This window comes from Parahoeflea olei (assembly GCF_001703635.1).
GTDB lineage: Bacteria > Pseudomonadota > Alphaproteobacteria > Rhizobiales > Rhizobiaceae > Hoeflea > Hoeflea olei.
Genome location: NZ_LQZT01000050.1, coordinates 79,860 through 96,233 on the forward strand (window position 1 = coordinate 79,860; position 16,374 = coordinate 96,233).

The 16,374-nt window shown below is 66.4% G+C and carries 18 protein-coding genes; 12 read left to right on the top strand and 6 right to left on the bottom strand.

The features are described from left to right. The first annotated feature begins 139 nt into the window (after positions 1-139). The 6 genes from AWJ14_RS21255 (at position 140) to AWJ14_RS21280 (ending at position 4,188) form a co-directional block, all read left to right on the top strand. Positions 140-1,318 (top strand): cell wall hydrolase, encoded by a 1,179-nt coding sequence (locus AWJ14_RS21255; RefSeq protein WP_066184425.1) that lies wholly within the window; start codon positions 140-142, stop codon positions 1,316-1,318. 238 nt (positions 1,319-1,556) lie between these two features. Continuing rightward, complete coding sequence (locus AWJ14_RS21260) at positions 1,557-1,964, top strand: AtpZ/AtpI family protein (RefSeq protein WP_066184428.1); 408 nt, start codon at positions 1,557-1,559, stop codon at positions 1,962-1,964. A 37-nt stretch (positions 1,965-2,001) separates the two neighbouring features. Next, positions 2,002-2,751, top strand: coding sequence for a F0F1 ATP synthase subunit A (locus AWJ14_RS21265; RefSeq protein WP_066184431.1), 750 nt, complete (start codon positions 2,002-2,004; stop codon positions 2,749-2,751). Positions 2,752-2,816: 65 nt separating this feature from the next. Beyond that, on the top strand, positions 2,817-3,044 hold the full coding sequence (locus AWJ14_RS21270) for a F0F1 ATP synthase subunit C (RefSeq protein ID WP_066184433.1): 228 nt from the start codon (positions 2,817-2,819) through the stop codon (positions 3,042-3,044). A gap of 64 nt (positions 3,045-3,108) precedes the next feature. After that, positions 3,109-3,693 (top strand): F0F1 ATP synthase subunit B, encoded by a 585-nt coding sequence (locus AWJ14_RS21275; RefSeq protein ID WP_066184436.1) that lies wholly within the window; start codon positions 3,109-3,111, stop codon positions 3,691-3,693. 15 nt (positions 3,694-3,708) lie between these two features. Then, a complete protein-coding gene (locus AWJ14_RS21280) occupies positions 3,709-4,188 on the top strand; it encodes a F0F1 ATP synthase subunit B (RefSeq protein WP_066184439.1) in 480 nt (159 codons plus the stop codon). A 164-nt stretch (positions 4,189-4,352) separates the two neighbouring features. Here AWJ14_RS21280 and AWJ14_RS21285 read toward each other — a convergent pair whose 3' ends face one another. Further along, positions 4,353-5,000 (bottom strand): ribonuclease HII, encoded by a 648-nt coding sequence (locus AWJ14_RS21285; protein ID WP_139112748.1) that lies wholly within the window; start codon positions 4,998-5,000, stop codon positions 4,353-4,355. A 168-nt stretch (positions 5,001-5,168) separates the two neighbouring features. Then, positions 5,169-6,326, bottom strand: a complete 1,158-nt coding sequence (locus AWJ14_RS21290) for a PA0069 family radical SAM protein (protein ID WP_066184445.1) — start codon at positions 6,324-6,326, stop codon at positions 5,169-5,171. A 203-nt stretch (positions 6,327-6,529) separates the two neighbouring features. Here AWJ14_RS21290 and AWJ14_RS21295 point away from each other — a divergent pair, with 203 nt between their 5' ends. Further along, complete coding sequence (locus AWJ14_RS21295; protein ID WP_066184447.1) at positions 6,530-7,045, top strand: glycosyltransferase family protein; 516 nt, start codon at positions 6,530-6,532, stop codon at positions 7,043-7,045. A gap of 6 nt (positions 7,046-7,051) precedes the next feature. Here AWJ14_RS21295 and AWJ14_RS21300 read toward each other — a convergent pair whose 3' ends face one another. The 3 genes from AWJ14_RS21300 to AWJ14_RS21310 all read right to left on the bottom strand — a co-directional run bounded on the left by AWJ14_RS21300 (position 7,052) and on the right by AWJ14_RS21310 (position 11,034). Further along, on the bottom strand, positions 7,052-7,951 hold the full coding sequence (locus AWJ14_RS21300) for a 4-(cytidine 5'-diphospho)-2-C-methyl-D-erythritol kinase (protein ID WP_066184452.1): 900 nt from the start codon (positions 7,949-7,951) through the stop codon (positions 7,052-7,054). A gap of 15 nt (positions 7,952-7,966) precedes the next feature. After that, positions 7,967-9,889 (bottom strand): tetratricopeptide repeat protein, encoded by a 1,923-nt coding sequence (locus AWJ14_RS21305; RefSeq protein ID WP_066184458.1) that lies wholly within the window; start codon positions 9,887-9,889, stop codon positions 7,967-7,969. A 128-nt stretch (positions 9,890-10,017) separates the two neighbouring features. Next, complete coding sequence (locus tag AWJ14_RS21310) at positions 10,018-11,034, bottom strand: polyprenyl synthetase family protein (protein WP_066184460.1); 1,017 nt, start codon at positions 11,032-11,034, stop codon at positions 10,018-10,020. Positions 11,035-11,166: 132 nt separating this feature from the next. Here AWJ14_RS21310 and AWJ14_RS21315 point away from each other — a divergent pair, with 132 nt between their 5' ends. The 5 genes from AWJ14_RS21315 to AWJ14_RS21335 all read left to right on the top strand — a co-directional run bounded on the left by AWJ14_RS21315 (position 11,167) and on the right by AWJ14_RS21335 (position 14,625). Beyond that, a complete protein-coding gene (locus AWJ14_RS21315; RefSeq protein WP_066184463.1) occupies positions 11,167-11,412 on the top strand; it encodes a putative signal transducing protein in 246 nt (81 codons plus the stop codon). Further along, positions 11,390-12,292 carry a tRNA1(Val) (adenine(37)-N6)-methyltransferase gene (locus AWJ14_RS21320; RefSeq protein WP_083220421.1) on the top strand — a complete coding sequence of 301 codons (903 nt, stop codon included), beginning with the start codon at positions 11,390-11,392 and terminating at the stop codon, positions 12,290-12,292. Before AWJ14_RS21315 ends, AWJ14_RS21320 begins: the two co-directional genes overlap by 23 nt. A 119-nt stretch (positions 12,293-12,411) precedes the next feature. After that, complete coding sequence (locus tag AWJ14_RS21325; RefSeq protein WP_066184465.1) at positions 12,412-13,269, top strand: S49 family peptidase; 858 nt, start codon at positions 12,412-12,414, stop codon at positions 13,267-13,269. 70 nt (positions 13,270-13,339) lie between these two features. After that, positions 13,340-13,531, top strand: coding sequence for a hypothetical protein (locus AWJ14_RS21330; protein ID WP_066184466.1), 192 nt, complete (start codon positions 13,340-13,342; stop codon positions 13,529-13,531). 140 nt (positions 13,532-13,671) lie between these two features. After that, complete coding sequence (locus AWJ14_RS21335) at positions 13,672-14,625, top strand: glycine--tRNA ligase subunit alpha (RefSeq protein ID WP_066184469.1); 954 nt, start codon at positions 13,672-13,674, stop codon at positions 14,623-14,625. Between the two features lie 63 nt (positions 14,626-14,688). Here the strand turns inward: AWJ14_RS21335 and AWJ14_RS21340 are convergent, their stop codons facing one another. Next, positions 14,689-16,155 carry a sensor domain-containing diguanylate cyclase gene (locus tag AWJ14_RS21340; protein ID WP_066184472.1) on the bottom strand — a complete coding sequence of 489 codons (1,467 nt, stop codon included), beginning with the start codon at positions 16,153-16,155 and terminating at the stop codon, positions 14,689-14,691. Between the last annotated feature and the right edge of the window lie 219 nt (positions 16,156-16,374).

The window sequence follows — 16,374 nt, forward strand, 5'->3', positions numbered from 1 at the left end:
GCTCCCGGCCATCGCTTAGACCCGGGCCTTGGCCCGGCTCTCCCGACATTCGCGTTGGCTCATTAACGCTCCATCAAGGTTAATCGTCCATTGTCACGGCCAGTCCCGCGTCAGTGTCCCGAGTTCCGGAGTTGTAGTCTTGCGTCAGAAGCGTCGTTCGCCCGCCAGCGGCCATTCCCTGCTCAGCCGCCTTTCCGCACCCGTCGTCCTTGGCCTGTCGGCCTTTGTCATGACCCCCACCGTCACCTCCCACGCCGACATGGCCACCATGCTGGCCGGCTCCGACGGCGCGGTTGCGCGCTGGAAGACGGCGCTGACGGCGTCGCCCGCGGGCTCGATCCAGGCCGCCGAACTCGAATTCACCGATCCGATCATGACCTCGTCGATCGCCTCCGGCGCGGGCGTGACCCTGCCCAATGGCGACAAGATCGCGTTCCTGGGCAAGATCGGCGTGGCCGACCCGCGTCCCGATTCGGAGCGCGTGACCCGCAGCCTGAAGAAGGGCCGGGTGATCGACGTCGCCCCGATCCAGCCGCCCAAGGATTTTTCCGCGGGCTCGGTGCTCGAGCGCCAGTCGAACCTGCTGCAGCCGGTCGACAAGCCCGACCAGGCGATGGCGTTCCGCAAGCCCGATATCCGCGGCAAGGAATACGAGATCGCCACCACTTTCTTCGCCAAGGGCACGCACAAGGCCGCGGCGCAGGTGCCGGCAGTGCTGGCCGACCTGGTGACCAACGACAATCCCGATATTCTCGCCACCGCCTATGCCCCGCCGGAGCCCGACTATGCCAAGCAGTCGCCGTTCAGCTCCGTGCTCAACGAAGGCGCCGAGCGCGGCCGGTTCATCCCGCCGGTCGGCAAGGACGATCATGGCTGGGCCGCGACCGCGCTGCCGGCTTCCGTGTTTTCCGCAAATGAGCAGCGCTGCCTCGCGGCCGGCATCTATTTCGAGGCCCGCGGCGAGTCGGTCAAAGGTCAGGCCGCCGTCGCGCAGGTGATTCTCAACCGGGTGCGCAATCCGACCTATCCGAACACGATCTGCGGCGTGGTCTACCAGAACGACAACTGGCGCAACCGCTGCCAGTTCTCCTTTGCCTGCGACGGCATCAAGGACCGGGTGAGGTCGCCCAAACACTGGAATGTGGCCGAGGAAATCGCGCTTGCGACCTCCGCCGGCAAGATCTGGCTCAAGGAAGTCGGCTCCTCCACCCATTATCACGCCACTTATGTGCGCCCGCCCTGGGCCAAGAGAATGCGCAAGGTCGGCCGCATCGGACTGCATGTTTTCTACGTCACCTATGGCGGCGGCTGGTCCTGATCCCCGCCAGGGGCGCACGCCGCGGCGGGCATGAGTCCCGCCCGGCGGCGGAAGTTTTTCTCAAGCTTCCACAGCCAGCCCCGCAGGCCGGCTATCAACTCATTGAAAATAAACAGGAAAGCGGTCTCGCCTTAAGCGCCCGCCGCGCCTTGACTATGATCTGACCTAAAACTATGTTGCGGCCGACTTCGAAACGGCTTTTTCCAGGCCGTCGCTGACGTGTCAGGGGAGCGCATCCATGGATGAAAAGCGCAGGCCTGGCGGACCCGACCAAGAGGGCGCTGGCGGTGAAACGGAAAACGGCCGGGCGGATAGCCTCGAGGCCCGTCGCCAGCGACTGGACGCCGAACTGCTCGCCCGCCGCACGGCGGAGACGGGACGGGGAAGCCAAAAGGACGACAGGCAGGGCTACGCGCTTGCGGTCAAGCTGTCGAGCGAGTTCATCGCCGGCGTGATCGTTGGAGCGGTGCTGGGCTACGGTATCGATCGGTTGGCGGGGACAACGCCCTGGGGACTGATTGTGTTTCTGATCCTGGGCTTCTGCGCCGGGGTCCTGAATATCCTGCGCTCGACCGGCGCGGTGGCCCAGCCCGGAGCGGCGCGGGCCAAGCCGGACAGCGGGCGCGGGGACGACGACGGGAATTAGGGTCCGGCTCGACCGGAATGCGAAAAAGAGGCGTGAAGTGTCCAACGATCCGATACACCAGTTCCAGATCAGCAAGCTCGTTCCCATCGAGATCGGCGGTCTGGACCTGTCGTTCACCAACTCGTCGTTGTTCATGGTCGCCACCGTGGCGGCGGCGGCGGGCTTTCTGTTCCTGACCACCTCGAACCGCGGCATGATCCCCTCGCGGCTGCAGTCGGTCTCGGAAATCTCCTACGAATTCGTGGCCTCGATGCTGCGCGACGGCGCGGGCTCGCAAGGCATGCGCTTCTTCCCGATGGTGTTTTCGCTGTTCATGTTCGTGCTGGTGGCCAACCTGCTCGGCATGTTCCCGTATTTCTTCACCGTCACCAGCCATCTGATCGTCACCTTCGCGCTCGCCATGCTGGTGATCGGCACCGTGGTGGTCTACGGCTTCTGGAAGCACGGGCTGCATTTCCTCAATCTGTTCGTGCCCTCGGGCGTTCCGGGGGCGCTGATGCCGCTCGTGGTGCTGATCGAGGTCATCTCGTTCCTGTCGCGTCCCATCAGCCTCTCGGTTCGTCTGTTCGCCAACATGCTGGCGGGCCACATCACGCTCAAGGTCTTTGCCGGCTTCGTCGTCTCGCTCGGGTCGATGGGCGCGCTCGGCATTGGCGGCGCCATCCTGCCGCTGGCCATGACCGTGGCGCTGACCGCTCTCGAATTCCTCGTCGCCTTCCTTCAGGCCTACGTCTTTGCGGTGCTGACCTGCATGTACCTCAACGACGCCCTGCATCCCGGTCACTAGGAACAGTTCACCGGCGGTCCGCCGCCCCTCAGATCGCATCCATCCCATTCCAAAGGAGTTAAATCATGGAAGCAGAAGCAGCAAAGTACATCGGCGCCGGCATCGCTTGCCTCGGCATGGGTGGCGCAGGCATCGGCCTGGGCACCATCTTCGGCAACTACCTCGCAGGCGCCCTGCGCAATCCGTCTGCCGCTGATGGCCAGTTCGGCCGCCTGATTTTCGGCTTCGCCGTGACGGAAGCTCTGGGCATCTTCTCGCTGCTCGTTGCCCTCCTTCTCCTCTACGCCGTCTAATCGTCGTAAGAGTGTCAGGCTTGCCACGCCGCCCGCCGGCGTGGCATTTCATCTGGAGGCAAGCATGTTTGTTGTGACCCCGGCTTATGCCCAGTCCAACCCCACCGAAGGCACCCATTCGGAAACCGGCGCACACGGGGCTGAACCCCATGGTGGCGGTATGTTCCCGCCTTTCGATTCGTCGACCTTTGCCTCGCAGATCCTGTGGCTGGCGATCACCTTCGGGCTGTTCTACCTGCTCATGTCGAAGGTCATCGTTCCGCGCATCGGCGGCATTCTGGAGCACCGGCGCGACCGGATCGCCCAGGACCTCGATGAAGCCAACCGGCTGAAGGAAGAAGGCGACGAAGCCATTGCTGCCTACGAGCAGGAACTGGCGGACGCGCGCAAGAAGGCATCGGCCATCGCCGAGGCTGCCCGCGAGAAGGCCAAGACGGCTGCGGAAGCCGAGCGCGTCAAGACCGAGGCGGAACTGGCCGAGAAGATGGCGGAGGCCGAAAAGAGCATCGCCGCCATCAAGCAGAAAGCGCTCGCCGATGTGGATTCCATCGCCGAGGAGACCGCCACGGAAGTGGTCAAGCAGCTTCTGGGCGGTTCCGTGACCAAGGCCGAGGTCGCCGACGCGATCCGCGCCGCATCCGGCAAGTAAGCGGGGACTTCTATCATGGACGCAACATTCTTTGCCCTGGTCGGACTGATCATCTTCCTGGCGGTGATCGCCTACATGAAGGTGCCCGGCATGATCGGCGGTGCGCTCGACCGGCGCGCCGATCAGATCCGCAACGAACTCGAGCAGGCCAAGAAGCTGCGCGAGGAAGCCCAGCAGTTGCTGGCCGAGTACCAGCGCAAGCGCAAGGAAGCCGAAACCGAGGCGCAGAGCCTGCTCAGCGCCGCCGAGCGGGAAGCCAAGATCCTGCGCGAGGAGGCAAAGGCCAAGACCGAGGACTATGTCAGCCGTCGCACCGCGATGGCCGAACAGAAGATCGCCCAGGCCGAAACCGACGCGATCAACGAAGTCCGCGCCTCGGCCGTCGATCTGGCCATGGCCGCGGCCGAGCAGCTGATCGCCGCCAAGGTCGACAGCAAGACCGCCAACGACCTGTTCAAGGCATCGCTCAGCGACATGAAGGCCCGGCTCAACTGAGCCTGGCGTTCATCTGCACAGCATCAAGGCCGGGATCGTCTCCCGGCCTTTTGCGTTGCCCGCATGCCAAGGTTGTGGCGCTGCGGCGCGCGCCCTTTGGCGATCCCTGCGGCAGGAAGTGACGAGGATGAGCGATGCCGCCGCCGCACGGCGGCCCGCGGCTCTCAGTCGCTGCGTAGCGGGCGAAAGCTCATGCGGTGCAGCGGGCAGGGGCCGTGTGTGGCAATCGCCTGCAGGTGCCGCTTGGCGCCATAGCCCATATGGGTCTCGAAGCCGTAAGCGGGATAGGTGCGGGCCGCGCGCAGCATCATCCGGTCGCGGGTTACCTTGGCGACGATCGAGGCCGCGGCGATCGACAGCGAGCGCGCGTCGCCCTTGACCAGGGCCTGTCCCGGGCAGGTGAGCCCGGGCGGCACGTCGCGGCCGTCGATCAGCGCGAAATCGGCTGCAACCGGCAGCGCCGAAAGCGCGCGGCGCATGGCGGCGAGGCTTGCCGCGCGGATGTCGGTGCGTTCGATCTCGCGCGCCGAGGCACTGGCGATGCCGACCTGCGCCGCGGCGAGGATGGCCTCGAACAGCTGTTCCCGCCGGGCGGGCTTCAACGCCTTGGAATCATTCAAGCCTTGGGGAATGGCGTCGGGATCGAGCACCACCGCCGCGGCGACGACGGGACCGGCAAGCGGGCCGCGCCCGGCCTCGTCGAGGCCCGCGACGACGCGGAATCCGCGCCGCAGGGCCTCGCGCTCGTGACGGTCGTCCGGCGTGGCGGGGAAGTCGGGAAACAGGGAATCAGACGGGGTACGGGCCATGATGCGGCCAGGCTCGCACACCCGTCTGATCCTCTGCAAGGCCCGGCGGCGGGGGACGGGTGCCGCGCGGGCGCCGGACCGCCCTGGACGGGGCGGCGGCGGTCCGGTTCTGTTGCCGCGCCCGGGGCCGGCGCGGCAATTGCTGGTTTCAGGCAGCGCTGCTGCCGGCGCTCACAAAAGGCTCAGCTGCACGCCTTCGCCATGCGGTGGTACGAACTGGTCTATCCTGAGCGGCGCCTTCCTGAGGTTGAGGCCGAGCCGCTTGGCGGTCATGTCGAACCGCCGCGAGATCTGCCAGGCATAGGGGCCGGTGCCGCGCATGCGCTTGCCGAACTCGGCGTCATAGTCCTTGCCGCCCCGCATCGAGCGGATCAGCGACATCACGTGCCGGTAGCGGTCCGGATAATGTCGGAGCAGCCAGTCGCGGAACAGCGGGCTCACCTCGATGGGAAGCCTGAGCAGGATGTAGCCCGCCGCATCGGCGCCCGCCGCCTTGGCCGAATCGAGGATACGCTCGATCTCGTGGTCGTTGAGGCCGGGAATGACCGGCGCCACCATCACCGAGACCGGAATGCCGGCCTCCGTGAGCGCACGGATCGCTTCAAGCCGCTTGTCCGGGGCCGCCGCCCGCGGCTCCATCGTCCGCGACAGCTTGCGGTCGAGCGTGGTCACCGACAGCGCCACCCGCGCGAGCCCCTTCGAGGCCATCCGCGACAGGATGTCGATGTCGCGCGTCACCAGTGCCGACTTGGTGACGATGCCGACCGGATGCCCGGCCGCCTCCAGCACCTCAAGCAGCTGCCGCATGATGCGCCAGCGGCGCTCCACCGGCTGATAGGGATCGGTGTTGGTGCCGATCGCGATCGGCTGCACCTTGTAGCCGGGCCGCGACAGTTCGCGCTCCAGAAGCCGCGGCGCATCGGGCTTGGCAAACAGCCGCGCCTCGAAATCCACCCCCGCCGACAGCCCCATATAGGCATGGGTGGGCCGGGCGAAACAGTAGATGCAGCCATGCTCGCAGCCGCGATAGGGATTGATCGACCGGTCGAAGCTGAGATCCGGCGACTGGTTGCGGGTGATCACCGTGCGCGGCTTTTCGATCTGCACCTCGGTCTTGAACGGCGCCAGGTCCTCGAGGCTGTTCCAGCCGTCGTCGAAGACCTCGCGGGCCTCGAGCTCGTAACGGCCCGACATGTTGAGCCCGGCGCCGCGGCCGCGTACCCTTTCGTCGCGCACCCTGAGGCCGCTTGCCGCCACGAGCGCATCGGCTTCCCCGGCCTGAAGCCCGGGTGCGAAGGCGGTTTGCTTCAACGCTGAAAGACTTGGCATGAGACCTCCATGCGTCCCGACGGGACATTGGTTGGGGCGGGCGGGCCGTTCCGGTTCGGACGAGCAGCCTTGCCGTGGCGGTGATTATTTTCCTATCGCAATTTAAGGAACAAAGCAAGAACAAGTTTGATGGCCCGCGCAAGCCCCCGTCCAACCGGGCCGGGGCGCTGGCGTCGCGTCGGCGCATGTTCTAAAAGGGGGCAATGATCAGCGTACTCATCGAATGCAAGGACCAGGAAAGCGCGCTCGCGGTCACATTGGCAGCCCTGGTGCGTGGCGCGGTCGAAGGGCTCGTCGCCGAGGTGGTGATCCTCGACCGCGGCTCGCGTGACGGCACGGCGCAGCTTGCCGATGCGGCAGGCTGCCTTTTTCTGGAAGATCCGGATCTGCGTGAGGTGGTGCGCGCGGCGCGGGGCGACTGGCTGCTGCTGGTCGAGCCGGGCGCACGGCCGCTTCTGGGCTGGACCGACCATGTCGGCCAGCATATCGCCGCGGGCCGTCAGGCGGCACGGCTCAGCCCCTCGCGCGAATACCGCCTGCCGTTTCTGGCGCGCATGCGCCGCCGTGCCTCCGCGCTCGAACACGGCGTGCTGATGCCCAAGCGCCAGGCGGTTGCCAATGCCAAATCCGGCCAGTCGCTGGAAAGCCTCGGCCGCGGGCTGGCGATGACCCGGCTCAATTGCGAGATCGTGCCTGCGGCGGTTCTGGCCCTGTCCTGAGTCGCGTTACGAAGCCTGGCGCACCTGCCGGCCGGGGGCGCTCCGGGTTCGGGTGGCGGCAACGAACCAGCCCGGATACGCCTGCCTGAGCCGTCGCGCCGCCTCGGCGGCCGCATCCGCGTCCGCATGGATCCCGAAGCAGCTCGCTCCCGATCCCGACATCCGCGCCAGCAGCGCGCCCGTGTCCGACAGCGCGGACAGGCAGTCGCCGATCGCCGGCGCGATCTGTCGTGCAGGCGCTTCGAGATCGTTGCGGACCGTCTCGAGCCAGCCGAGGAAGCGGGCGCGGTCTTCAAGACCCTCGACCGGGGGCAGGGGCGCATTGTCGCGGCGCGCGAGTGCCTTGAACACGGTGGGCGTGGAGACGCCGATCCGCGGATTGACGAGCACCATGTCGAGCGCAAAGCCGAATTCGACCGGTTCGAGCGCTTCGCCGATGCCGCGGGCGACGAGCGGGGTGCCGGCGAGGCACATCGGCACGTCCGCGCCCAGCGACAGCCCGATTTCCGCCAGCTCTTGCGCGGAGGGGTGGTATCCCCAGAGGTCGCTCAAAAGCGTGAGGGTCGCGGCCGCATCCGCCGAGCCGCCGCCGATGCCGGAGGCGACCGGAAGCCGCTTGTCGAGCGTGATGGCGACGGGTGGGGCCGCATGTCCGGACCGTTGTGCCGCCTTGCGCAGGGCATCGCGCGCCCGCACCACCAGGTTGCCCTGGCTGTCTTCCGCCGCAAGCGTGCCGGCTTCCGGGCCTTCGAGCGCGAAGCTGTCGTCCTCCGCAGCCCCGGCGCTCACCCGGTCGCCGAGTTCCGTGAACACCACCAGGCTTTCGAGCAGATGATAGCCATCTGGCCTGCGGCCAGTGACATGCAATGCCAGATTGATCTTTGCCGGAGCGTCTCGGGTCAGCATCGATGCAGGGCGGCCCTAGAAGCGGGCCGCCGCAGCGCCGCCCGGGGTCGGGGAGGTGTCGCCAAGCCGTGCATGGCGCGGCGTCGCGGCGGGCGCGAGCGCGCCCTCCTTGTCGGCGCCGGCCTCGGGCCGGGGCGCGGCGTCGCCGCCTTTTCCGGTCGCGTCGTTGGCCGCGGCGGGAATGTCGGGATTGGCGGCGGGCAGGCCTTCGCTCAGCTTGAGCTCGATCTTCGGCTTGAGATCGGCCTCGGGCTCGTTGGCAAGCGCCCGCTTCCACTGGAAGCTCGCTTCAAGCTCGCGGCCGACCCGCCAATAGGCGTCGCCCAGATGATCGTTGATGGTCGGGTCGGAGGGCTTGAGTTCGACCGCGCGCTCGAGTTCGCGCACCGCATCGGCGTATTCGCCGAGCCGGTAATGCGCCCAGCCGAGCGAATCGACGATGTAGCCGTCATTGGGCCGCAGGTCGACGGCGGCGCGAATGAGGTCCATGCCCTCCTTGAGGTTCATGTTCATGTCGATCCAGGAATAGCCCAGGTAATTCATCACCTGCGGCTGGTCCGGAAACAGCTCCAGCGCGCGCTTGAACATCGCTTCGGCCTTGGGCCACTGCTTGAGCCGCTCATGGGCGATGCCGGCCTGGAAATAGAGGTTCCAGTCGCTGCGCGTGGGCGTCGGCCCGATCACGGAAATCGCGTTTTCGTAGACGCGGGCCATTTCCGCATAATCCTTGTCCTGCGACAGCACGCTGCCATAGGCGAGATAGCTGCGGATGTCCTTGGGATCGGATTCGATCAGCGCCTTGAGATGGTCCTTGGCTTCGGCATTGCGGCCGAGATCGGCCAGCGCGAGCCCGAGCTGAAGTTCCGACACCCGCCGCATCGGCGAGTTTTCCGGCACCGACTCATAGATGCTGATGGCGTCCTCGGCCTTGCCGAGCCGTTCCTTGAGACTGCCCAGCAGCACCAGCGTCGCCGCGTCGGCGGGGTCGAGCACCCGGGCGAACTGCAGGTAGATGCCGACGGTTTCCTCCGCGCCTTCGCGGTTGAGCGCGCTGGCCAGGGTGAAGAAGACGGCGGCCGCGCCCTGCTGCGCGGTCTTGATCCCGGCCTCGGGCTTGCCGCCATCGGCAATGGTCTGCCGGAGCGCGGACAGGGGCGCATAGCCCGGCGAAAACTCTTCGCCGGCTGCCAGCGCGTCGAGGGCTGCGCGGGAATTGCCTTCGCGCGCCTCGAGCCCGGCCAGCGCCATGACGCCGCGCACATAGGTGTCGGGCGCGGTGCCGCCGAGCTGCGGCTCGGCGATCAGGTCGGTGTAGTGCTTGCGCGCCTCGGCCTTGTTGCCCATCGCCTGCGCCATGGCGGCGGCGTGGAAGCGGGTAAACACCGGATACCAGGGCGGCCCGTCGAGCGTCAGCACCGACTTGATCGCGGCATTGCCCTTGCCGTCGCCGAATTCCGCCCAGGCATTGAGCAGCGTGTTGAGCAGCCGGTCGATCGGGTTGCTGTCATTGGCATCGAGCAGGCTGGCGGCCTTGCGGTATTCGCGCTTGGTGATCGCCTCGACCATCAGCGCCAGGCTCGACACCTGGGCGACGGCGGGATCGGTCTTCATTTCGCGCGCCAGCGTGACGCCTTCGGCAAAGCGGCCGTCGCTGAACAGCGCCACCATCAGCCGTTGCTTGATGCCGGCGTTGTCCGGATCGAATTCGAGCGCCTTGGTGTAGAATTCAATGGCGCGGCCGGTGTCGTTGTCGGCATCCGCGGTCTGTCCGGCGAGGAAGGCCCCTGCGAAACCGAGGAAATTGGGCTGGGCCTCCGCCGGCTGTTCGGGCGCGGACGCCGCCGCCCGGCCGGTGCCCGGGGCAAACGGACCGCTCACCGAAAGGATCAGGCCGAGCGCAAGGCCGGCTGCAAGCCGGGCTGTCGTATTTCGCCGCATCAAGTTTTGCCTCATGTTTGATCTGGCCGCGCGCCGGCCGACTGCCGAAGCACCTAATACCCAACACAATGGCTTTTTTGGCGCAGGGCGGCAAGGCCGGGTCCCGGCCTTGCCGCCGGGTGGCGGCATCAGTTTGCGCGGTTGACGCAGAAGGCGATGACTTCGAGCAGCGCCGATTTCTCGTCCGAATCCGGCAGCGGGGCCAAGGCGTCGCGTGCGATCGAGGCATAGTGCTCGGCGCGCATCGTGGTGTCCTTCAGGCTGCCGTATTTGGCAAGCAGCCCCATCGCCTTTTCGAGCGACTGGTCGTCGGCCTGGCCGCCTTCGATCGCCTCGCGCCAGAAGGCGCGTTCGGCTTCCGAACCGCGCCGGTAGGCGAGCACCACCGGCAGCGTGATCTTGCCTTCGCGGAAATCGTCGCCGACATTCTTGCCGAGATCGCTCGACGAGCCGCCATAATCGAGCACGTCGTCGATCAGCTGGAAGGCGAGGCCCAGATTGATGCCGTAGGAGCGCAGCGCGTTGCGTTCGGCCTTGCCGCAGCCGGCGATGATCGGGCCGACCTCGCAGGCCGCCGAGAACAGCGCCGCCGTCTTGGCGCGAATCACCGACAGATAGTCGTCTTCCGTGGTTTCCATGTTCTTGGCCACGGAGAGCTGCAGCACCTCGCCCTCGGCGATCACCGCGGCTGCGGTCGACAGCACGTCGAGCGCGTCGAGCGAGCCCACTTCCACCATCATCTTGAAGGACTGGCCGAGCAGGAAGTCGCCCACCAGCACGCTTGCCTGGTTGCCCCAGATCATGCGTGCGGTCGAGCGTCCGCGCCTCAAGTCGCTTTCATCGACCACGTCGTCATGCAAAAGCGTCGCCGTGTGCATGAACTCGACCGAGGTTGCGAGCTTGACATGGGCCTCGCCGGTGTAGCCGAACATGGTCGCAGAGGCGAGCGTGAGCATCGGCCTCAGCCGCTTGCCACCCGAGGAGATCAGATGGTTGGCCACTTCCGGAATCAGTGCAACGTCCGATCCTGCCTTGGACAAGATCAGCTGGTTGACGCGGTCCATGTCGCCGCGGGTCTTGTCGACCAGCGGCTTGACCGATGCGTCCCTGTGTTTTCCATCTTCAAGCGAAACGACGACACCCAATGCTACGGACTCCTGCTTTGACTTTCCGGCGCACATTATTCAGCCCGTCCCACCACGGCAAGCGGCGATTTGGCGCGGGTGGGGGTTGATTATTGACACGGGGCGGTGGAACAAGTGGATGAGGGAGAGCCGATGCACGATCTGATCCGCACCAACGACCCGGTGCTCATATCCTTTGTGGAAAGCCTGATGCGCGACGCCGGCATCGGCTGCATGGTGGCCGACAGCGGCATGAGCATCATGGAAGGGTCGGTCGGCATCATTCCGCGGCGGATCCTGGTCGATGCCGAACAGGCGCTCCAGGCGCGTCGCATCGTCACCGATGCCGGATTGGAACATGAACTCAGGCCATGGAATGACAGTGAGGCCGGACGCTGAGGCCGGCGGGCCGGCGCCCGACGCTGACGCCCCGGCCGGCTTGCCCGGTGCGGCAACCGCGACCGGCGCGGCAGGCGATGCCGAGCCGCGGCCCGGATTTACCCTCGATGCCTTCCACTATGGCGGCTTCTATCTGGTCCAGCCCGAGGCTTCGGGGCACCGCGCCGGCATGGATGCCATGCTTCTGGCCGCAACGGTGCCGCCCGGCGCGCGCGGCGCGCTCGCCGATCTCGGCGCCGGCGCCGGCGCTGCGGTCCTCGCCGCCGCCAACCGTCTGCCCGACCTCGCGGTGACGCTGGTCGAGCGTTCGCCGGTGATGGCCGATTGCGCCCGGCGCACGCTCGCGCTCGTGCAGAACGCGCATCTGGCGCCGCGGCTCGCCGTTCTCGAAGCCGATGTCAGCCTTCACGGCGACAGCCGGCGCGCCGCCGGGCTTGCCGACCAGGCCTTCGATTTCGTGATCATGAACCCGCCGTTCAATCCCGGTTTCGATCGCCGCACGCCCGATCCGCTCAAGGCCGAGGCCCATGTCATGGAGACCGGCGACCTGTTCGAGCGCTGGCTGCGCACCGCCGGCGCGATCCTGCGGCCCGGCGGGCAGGTCTCGGTGATCGCGCGGCCCGAATCCGTGGCCGAGATTCTCGCCGGCCTCGGCAAGCGCTTCGGCGGGGCGGAGATCACCCCGGTCTGCCCGCGCCCCGGCGACGATGCGATCCGCATGCTGGTCACGGCCATCAAGGGCAGCCGCGCACGGCTGAGCCTGCGCGACCGGCTGCTGCTGCACGACGGGCCTGGGACCCGCTTCACCGCGCTGATGGGCGATCTCGGCAACGGCCGCGCCGCGCACCTGCGGCGAAGCCCGGCACGCACCGGGAAATAGGCCGGCCGGTCCCGCACCGCCCAGCCGAGGCATTGCACTGCGGCGGAAAAGACATACATGCAACTCCATCACCCCGCGCGTCCGCCTCGCGACGCGCGTGCCAACAGGAATGGTCCGCCATGGTTTCTTTCACTTCGATCCTTCCCGCCCGCTTCCGCAAGGACGTCACCGTCATTCCGGTGGTCCGGCTGAGCGGCGCGATCATGTCGGGCGGCAACCAGTTTCGCCCCAATCTCAACATCGCCACCGCGGCGCCGCTGCTGGCGCGCGCCTTCGATGACAAGAAGGCGCCGGCGGTGGCGATCATGCTCAATTCGCCCGGCGGCTCGCCGGTGCAGTCGCGGCTGATCTACAAGCGCATCCGCGATCTGGCGGAAGAGAAGAACAAGAAGGTGCTGGTCTTCGTCGAGGACGTGGCCGCGTCCGGCGGCTACATGATCGCCTGCGCCGGCGACGAGATCTTCGCCGATCCGTCCTCCGTGGTCGGCTCCATCGGCGTCATTTCCGCGGGCTTCGGCTTCACCGGCCTGATCGACAAGATCGGCGTCGAGCGCCGCGTCTACACCGCGGGCGAGAACAAGTCGCTGCTCGATCCGTTCAAGCCGGAAAAGGCCGAGGACGTGGCCCGGCTCAAGGAACTGCAGCTCGAGATCCACAAGGTCTTCATCGATCTCGTCAAGCAGAGCCGCGGCGCGCGGCTCAAGGACGATCCGGAGCTGTTCACCGGGCAGTTCTGGACCGGCATCCGCGGCAAGGAACTGGGGCTGGTCGATGATCTCGGCGACCTGCGCTCGACGCTGCGCGCACGCTATGGCGACAAGGTCAAGCTGCGGCTGGTGTCGCCGCAGCGCGGGTTTCTGGGCCGCCGGGTGCCGGGCGTTGCTGCGGGACTGTCGGCGGGCGCGCTTGCGGGGATCGCCGAAGCAGGATTGAATGTCATCGACGAACGCGCGCTCTGGGCGCGCTACGGACTGTAGAAAGCCCGGGCCTGTCTCACCCCGCTGTGGCGGCCGGCTCCGACCGGAATGCATCGAAAGGACTGCCGCAATGCCGCAACTGCTTCTGCTCGCCGCCGTGGGTGCGGTCGCATGGCTTGGCTACAAGCGCTTCCTGCAGGAGGCCGAACGCGTCAATGCCCGGGTCAGGGATGCCGAAAAGGAAGGCCGCACCGGCGCGCAGGGCACTCTCGTCGAAGATCCCAAGACCGGCGAATACCGGTTGAGGAAGCCCGACGAATAGGCCGCCCAGAGGCCTCTGGCCCGGATGTGGCGCATCGTGCGCGCACTTGACCCTGATGGGCAGCCGTGGCACCTGTCGCCGCATTCTGGGAGCCGGCGGGTCCGGCCCCTTGCGACCGCCATTCTACCCGGATTTCCGCCATGACCGCTGACCTTCCCGATCACATGCAGCCGACGCGCTCGTTCCAGGGGCTGATCCTCGCCCTGCACCGGTACTGGGCCGACTACGGCTGCGCGGTGCTGCAGCCCTATGACATGGAGGTTGGCGCCGGCACCTTTCACCCGGCCACCACGCTGCGCGCGCTCGGCCCCAGGCCGTGGAACGCGGCCTATGTGCAGCCCTCGCGCCGCCCCAAGGACGGCCGCTATGGCGAGAACCCCAACCGGTTGCAGCACTATTACCAGTATCAGGTGATCCTCAAGCCCAATCCCTCGAACCTGCAGGAGCTCTATCTCGGCTCGCTCAAGGCGATCGGCATCGACCCGTTGCTGCACGACATCCGCTTCGTCGAGGACGACTGGGAAAGCCCGACGCTCGGCGCCTGGGGGCTTGGCTGGGAATGCTGGTGCGACGGCATGGAAGTCTCGCAGTTCACCTATTTCCAGCAGGTCTGCGGCATCGAATGCGCGCCGGTGGCCGGCGAGCTGACCTATGGCCTCGAGCGCCTCGCCATGTATGTGCAGGGCGTCGACAATGTCTATGACCTGAATTTCAACGGCCGCGAGGGCGACGAGAAGGTCACCTATGGCGATGTCTTCCTGCAGGCCGAGCAGGAATATTCCCGCTACAATTTCGAAATGGCCGACACCGCCATGCTGCTCAAGCATTTCGAGGACGCCGAACGGGAATGCGAGGCGATCCTCAAGGCCGGCGCGCCGCACGAGCCTGCCGGCCTGCACAAATGCGTGCTGCCGGCCTACGACCAGTGCATCAAGGCGTCCCACGTCTTCAACCTGCTCGATGCGCGCGGTGTGATTTCCGTGACCGAACGCCAGGGCTATATCCTCAGGGTACGCAACCTGTCGCGCCAGTGCGGCGAGGCCTTCCTGCTGACCAAGGCGGGCGGCGCGGGTTACCTGCAGGCAGCCGAGTAGCGGCGGGCGCCGGAGCGCGCGGAGCAGGGCGCAGGGGGGCAGTGCGCAGGCGCGCGGCTTGCCCTAGGACGCTGCAGAGACCGGCTTGGGCTTGCCGAGCAGTGTCTGCCCGCCGGTATGGTGGGCGCGCTTGTCCTCGTACATCGCCATGTCGGCGCGCTTGACCAGGTCTTCCATGGTTTCGCCATCGCGGCTCGTCGCCATGCCGATCGCCACGCTCAGCGGCTGGTTGGAATAGAACTGGTTGTTGATGTGCAGCAACTCGTTGATGGTGTCGACCATCGCGCGGGCCACCTTGTGGTCCGAGCCGGGGAGCAGGATCGCAAATTCGTCGCCGCCGATGCGGGCGGCGTGGTTGGGCCGCGTCACCACGCCCGAGATCACCTCGCCGAACCGGCGCAGCAGGGTGTCGCCGGCATCGTGGCCGAGATTGTCATTGGCGTCCTTCAGCCCGTTGAGATCCATGATGATCGCCGATACCGGACGCAGCGCCTTGCGCTCCAGCCGGTTGAGCTCATCCTTGTAGAAGGCGCGGTTGTGCAGCTTGGTGAGCACATCGTGCTTGCCGAGATATTCGAGATAGGCTTCGGCCTTCTTGCGCGCGGTGATGTCGGTCAGCGCCACCTGCACCCGGCTCCAGTCGTGCTCGTGGCCGGGCAGCACGGCGAAATGCAGGATGATGTGGCGCACGGTGCCGTCAAGCGCGTAATTGATCACCTCGCGGTGGTGGTAGAGCCGGCCTTCCCACAGGTCCATCAACTGCTCGCGGAAGGGCTTTTCCATCTCGTCGCGGAAGATCTCGACCTGGCGGAGCAGCAGGGTGCGGATGTCGGGCGCGCAAAACAGGTCGAGCGTCGCCTGGTTGACGTCGAGAATGCGGATCTCGCTCATGCACTGATGCACGAATTCCGGGTGCACGTCCATGAATACGCGGAAATCCTCGATCCCGCGGTCGCGCACGTCCTCGATCAGGTTGCGGATGGTGCTGAAATCCTCGACCCACAGCGACACCGGTGAATGCTTGAACAGGCCTTCGGCATGCTGCCGGCTTGCGGCTTCCTGGCGGCGGGCGTCCTCGCGTGCGGTCACGTCCTCGGTCGTGACCAGGATGCGGGCGAGCGTGTCTTCGTGGCCGGGCATGACGGTGCCCTTGAGCTGGATGTCCATCCGCCGGCCCGACAGCGAGTAATTGACGGCGTTGCTCGAAAATTCGGTCTTGCCGTTCCACAGCTCGACCAGTTCGTTGATGTGGCTTTCGAACATGTCGTCGCGGAACACGGCGGGCAGATTGTCGACCAGATGATCGAAGGTCTCGGCCTCGAACAGGTCGAGCGTCTTGGCGTTGACCCGAAGAACCTTGATCCGGGCGGAGCAGGCCGCCGTGCGGGTCATGTCTTCCTCGAGATAGCTGCGAAGATCGGTAACGCCTTCTGACCGCCACTCGTCGAACTGTTGCTTGACGCCGGTAAAATCTTCGATCCACATCGCGACCGGGGCGAGCTCGAAAATGGTTGCATCAAAATCCGTCATAACAAGGGCTTCCCGTGATCCGAAATAACCGCAGGACCCGCGATATGGAGGACCCCGTCGACCGGCATCTGCCATTTATGGCTTAGGAAAGGTAAAGCTTTACTTGATAAATATACGGGCTTGATGCTTTTGCATTGCCAGGGCCGGGCGGCAGGCCCTCCGCCGGCCAGGAGCGAGGACGGCCATGGGCGTGTCCTGCGCTTGGCCTGTGCATGGGGC

Coding starts and splice junctions, on each gene's coding strand:
- AWJ14_RS21260 (WP_066184428.1), top strand. CDS start 1,557: ATGGATGAAAAGCGCAGGCCTGGCGGACCCGACCAAGAGGGCGCTGGC.
- AWJ14_RS21270 (WP_066184433.1), top strand. CDS start 2,817: ATGGAAGCAGAAGCAGCAAAGTACATCGGCGCCGGCATCGCTTGCCTC.
- AWJ14_RS21275 (WP_066184436.1), top strand. CDS start 3,109: ATGTTTGTTGTGACCCCGGCTTATGCCCAGTCCAACCCCACCGAAGGC.
- AWJ14_RS21280 (WP_066184439.1), top strand. CDS start 3,709: ATGGACGCAACATTCTTTGCCCTGGTCGGACTGATCATCTTCCTGGCG.
- AWJ14_RS21290 (WP_066184445.1), bottom strand. CDS start 6,326: ATGCCAAGTCTTTCAGCGTTGAAGCAAACCGCCTTCGCACCCGGGCTT.
- AWJ14_RS21295 (WP_066184447.1), top strand. CDS start 6,530: ATGATCAGCGTACTCATCGAATGCAAGGACCAGGAAAGCGCGCTCGCG.
- AWJ14_RS21300 (WP_066184452.1), bottom strand. CDS start 7,951: ATGCTGACCCGAGACGCTCCGGCAAAGATCAATCTGGCATTGCATGTC.
- AWJ14_RS21305 (WP_066184458.1), bottom strand. CDS start 9,889: ATGCGGCGAAATACGACAGCCCGGCTTGCAGCCGGCCTTGCGCTCGGC.
- AWJ14_RS21315 (WP_066184463.1), top strand. CDS start 11,167: ATGCACGATCTGATCCGCACCAACGACCCGGTGCTCATATCCTTTGTG.
- AWJ14_RS21320 (WP_083220421.1), top strand. CDS start 11,390: ATGACAGTGAGGCCGGACGCTGAGGCCGGCGGGCCGGCGCCCGACGCT.
- AWJ14_RS21325 (WP_066184465.1), top strand. CDS start 12,412: ATGGTTTCTTTCACTTCGATCCTTCCCGCCCGCTTCCGCAAGGACGTC.
- AWJ14_RS21330 (WP_066184466.1), top strand. CDS start 13,340: ATGCCGCAACTGCTTCTGCTCGCCGCCGTGGGTGCGGTCGCATGGCTT.
- AWJ14_RS21335 (WP_066184469.1), top strand. CDS start 13,672: ATGACCGCTGACCTTCCCGATCACATGCAGCCGACGCGCTCGTTCCAG.
- AWJ14_RS21340 (WP_066184472.1), bottom strand. CDS start 16,155: ATGACGGATTTTGATGCAACCATTTTCGAGCTCGCCCCGGTCGCGATG.